This is a genomic window from Streptomyces novaecaesareae (assembly GCF_000716875.1).
Classification (GTDB): domain Bacteria; phylum Actinomycetota; class Actinomycetes; order Streptomycetales; family Streptomycetaceae; genus Kitasatospora; species Kitasatospora novaecaesareae.
This window is the reverse complement of sequence record NZ_JNWQ01000175.1, coordinates 1-3564: the sequence shown is the minus strand read 5'-3', so window position 1 is coordinate 3564 and position 3564 is coordinate 1. Positions and strand designations below refer to the sequence as shown.

The 3564-nt window shown below is 72.8% G+C and carries 3 protein-coding genes; all 3 read left to right on the top strand.

Going from position 1 to position 3564, the window contains the following annotated elements; all coding sequences use genetic code 11:
• The first annotated feature begins 85 nt into the window (after positions 1-85).
• The 3 genes from OP86_RS32285 to OP86_RS37310 all read left to right on the top strand — a co-directional run bounded on the left by OP86_RS32285 (position 86) and on the right by OP86_RS37310 (position 3361).
• Positions 86-427 (top strand): hypothetical protein, encoded by a 342-nt coding sequence (locus OP86_RS32285; protein WP_033334405.1) that lies wholly within the window; start codon positions 86-88, stop codon positions 425-427.
• A gap of 447 nt (positions 428-874) precedes the next feature.
• The gene (locus tag OP86_RS32280; RefSeq protein WP_245231848.1) at positions 875-2128 is read left to right on the top strand and encodes a tetratricopeptide repeat protein; all 1254 of its coding nucleotides are present in this window, start codon (positions 875-877) and stop codon (positions 2126-2128) included.
• A 102-nt stretch (positions 2129-2230) separates the two neighbouring features.
• Complete coding sequence (locus OP86_RS37310; protein WP_051831180.1) at positions 2231-3361, top strand: M48 family metallopeptidase; 1131 nt, start codon at positions 2231-2233, stop codon at positions 3359-3361.
• Positions 3362-3564 lie beyond the last annotated feature (203 nt).

Genomic DNA, 3564 nt, shown 5'->3' with positions numbered 1-3564 from the left:
ATCACCCGATCGCGATCAAGCCCGTGCCCGGCCCGAGCACCCCGACCGCGCACCACGCCAGCCCCCGTGACCTGCAGATTTCAGGATGGAATTAGCTCAATGGCAGGAGGGCCGCCTCGCCCGGGTCATCTGCCCGGGCTGCCAGACGCCGTTCGACTCGGCGGAGGCCGAGTCGAACGCGGCCGAGTTGCAGGTCGCCGCCGAACAGGGCGGCCGGTTCGTCGCGGACCCCGTGATCTGCATGACCGGCACCACGACCGAGCCGGGCACCATCCTGTACGGCGAAGCCCACCTCCGCAGGGTGGCCCTGACCGGCCGGACCGAGCACCTCCGCGCGATCGAGCACCTCCCGCCAGGCACGCACTGCGTCCCAACCGTGGGCGGGGTGCTAATCCACCCGCCCCAAGCCACAGACACCCACAGGTAGGCCAGGGCCGGGCACCCGCTCGACGGGCACCCAGGCCGGGAACCGGGCGAGGCGGGACCGGTGGCCGGGGCGGCCGGGGCGGGCCCCGTCACCCGGCATTCCAGAATTCCGGAACAGCCCGGCGCACCAGGGGCCGGGCCGGGGACGGAGCGGCCAGCTACACCGGACGCACCAAACAACCCACGGCCCGCCGCAGGCGCGAACCCCGGAACCGACCCCCCACCACCCAGAACACAGGGAAAGAAGAAGACATCTCAGGGAGTCAGGGGTCAAGCGGGACACCATGTTGGCCGAACGACGTGCCGATTTCGGGCCGCTCGTCGGTGGTGAGGTCTAGGGTGCGGTGCCGTGGACGCTGCTGATCTTGATCGTCAGGCCAGGACTCTGTCCGGCTGTATCCCGCCCGAGTTCGTCGTGCAGATCCTTGAGCGAGGCCACGAACACGAGGTGGCGTTGCAAGCCGGCCAAGGCGAGTGGTTCTGCGCACGGGCATGGGCCCAACTCCTTGGCGAGCGCGGCCGGCGGGACGATGCGCTGGCGGTGCTGGCTCCGTACGTCGCCACCGGATGGTGGCCGGCCGCCCGGGCCCAGGCGGAGCTGTTGGAGAGCTGGGACCGGGCGTCGGAGGCGCTCACGCTGGCTCGCCCGTACGCGGCGGCCGGGGGACAGGCGCTGGAGTTCTTCGCGCACCTGCTGGCTCGGCACGGGCATGCTGTGGAGGCCTTCGAGCTGCTGCGGCCCGGGGTCGAGGACTGGGTCCTGGCCACCGCCTTGGTCGATGTCGCCGAGCTCGCCGACCTGGACGAAGACGCCGCCCGCCTGCTGTCCGAGCACATCCCGGACGACCACCGTTGCGATTCCCCGTGGTGCTGCCGCGACGGCCTGGACGCCGATACCGCACTCGGCCTGCTCGCCCGGATCCGGGAGCGCCAAGGCCGCACCGACGAGGCGATCGCCCTGCTGCACACGCGGCACATCACCTCCATCAACAGCCGAGACCAGCTCGCCGACCTACTGGCCCGACACGACCGGCTCGACGAACTGCGCGAGTACGCGGCCACCGACGTCCACGGGCACGCCACACAGCGCCTGGCCGAGGTGCTGGAGGAACGCGGTGACGTCGAAGGCGCGGTCGCCCTCTACCGGCAGGCGGACGGGGCTCAGGCAGGCGGCCCGAACGCGGCGTACGACCTCGCGCGGCTCCTGGCCCGGCACGGACGTGGCGGCGAGGCGGTCGACGTGATGCGCGCCCAGGCCGGCGCCTACCCCGGCGACGACTGGATCCTCCACACCCTGGCCGGCCTCTGCCTCGACCAGGGCAAGCCCGAGCACGGCCTGGCCTACCTGGATGAGCTCAAGGCCGCCCGAGGTGGTGAGGAGGAGTGGGACCTGTTCTGGATTCGCCTGCCGCTGATCGCTGCCAGCTCCGGGCCCGAGGCGGCGCTCCAGCAGGCATCGGCCCATCCCGAGGGCGACAGCGCGTACGCCGCCGAGCACATCGCCCGGGTGCTTCACAACGCAGGCCGCACCGAAGAGGCCATCGGTCTCCTCGACCGGCACCTCCCGGCCAACCGCAGTGAAATGGCCCGCTACTTCATCAGCCTCTACATGACTGACCGCGCCGTGGAACTTCTCCAGCAGCACGACCCTCGTCCGACCGGTCAATGGAGCCACCACTGGTCCAGCGAGCCTCCGTTCTGATGGCGCTCCGTAACCGTCCGGTGGTTACGCCGCTGCTGAGACAACCCGCTGTGGGACGGCGAAAGCGAGCTGTTCGTCGAACGTTCGGCGGTTCTGGAGGCAGTGGAAAAGCTGGGCGACACCCCCACCGCCCGCCGGGACTGGCTGCTGGCCTCCGCCGCGGCCGGGGTGATCCACCTCGTCACCGTCGGCACCTTCGCCCTGGCGCTCTGGCTGCTGATCGCCGGGACCGTCGTGCAGCGCTGCGTCGGCGCGGTGGTGCTGGTGATCGCGGTGACCCTGCGGCCCCGGCTCGGCCGGCTGCCGAAGGAGACGGGCGTGCTCGACCGCTCCGGGGCGCCGGCCCTGTACGGGCTGGCCGACCGGGTGGCCGCCGAGGTCGGCGCCCGCCCGGTGGACGTCATCCAGGTCACCGACGAGTTCAACGCCTCGTACGGGCTGGTCGGGCTGCGCCGCCGGTCGGTGCTGCGGCTCGGCCTGCCGCTCTGGGAGGTGCTGGACGACCGGGAGCGGACGGCCCTGCTCGGCCACGAGTTCGGCCACCGGGTCAACGGCGACCGCCGGCGCTCGTTCTGGCTGTACAGCGCCGTCTCGGCGCTCTGGGCCTGGTACGACATGGCCCGCCCGGGCCACGACGGGCCGGTCATGGGCCGGGACGAGGTCTCGATGCTGGTGCGGCTCGGCGCGGTGTTCGGCCGGCTGGTGCTGCGGGGCCTCGCCTGGGTGCTGTACCAGGCACTGGTGCTGTTCGACCGGCTCACCTCCCGGGCCGGCCAGCAGGCCGAGTACCACTCGGACGTGCTCGCCGCCCGGGTGGCGGGCGGCGAGGCGGCCCGGGGCATGCTCGCGGCGCTACTGCTGCCCGGCTCGGTGGACACCGCGATCCACAAGATCCGGGCCGAGGAGCGCGGACGGCCCCGAATCGGCCGCGCCCGGAGCCGCCGGACCGAGGACGCGCCCGCGCCGCCCGCGCCGGACCTGCTCTGGGAGCGGGTGCGCGAGCACCTCGCCTCCGTCCCCGCAGTCGAGCGGGAGCGCCTGCTGCGACTCAGTGCCCGTGACCGGTCCGCCGTGGACGGCTCCCACCCGCCGACCCACCTGCGGATCGCCCTGGCCGCCCGCGCCGGGCACGGGGACGCCGCCGTCACCGTCACCGCCGCCGAGGGCGCCTCGATCGCCGCCGAGCTGGCGCCGCACCGCGCCCGGATCGCCGCCGGGCTGCTGGCTGGCTGACGAGGCGGGCCGGCGGCAGAGCGCCGACCTCCCCGGCCCACCGGGATAACCGTTGCGCACAGCTATACCGGCGTGGGGACCCGTCGGTCGCCCTCATGCCCTCTGTGAGCTGCCCCGAGTTTCGTGGAGTCCGCGATCGTGTGATCAAGCGGCCCGCGGGACTTCCTCCAGGCTCGCCCAATACGCCTGCTCGTATTCGTCGG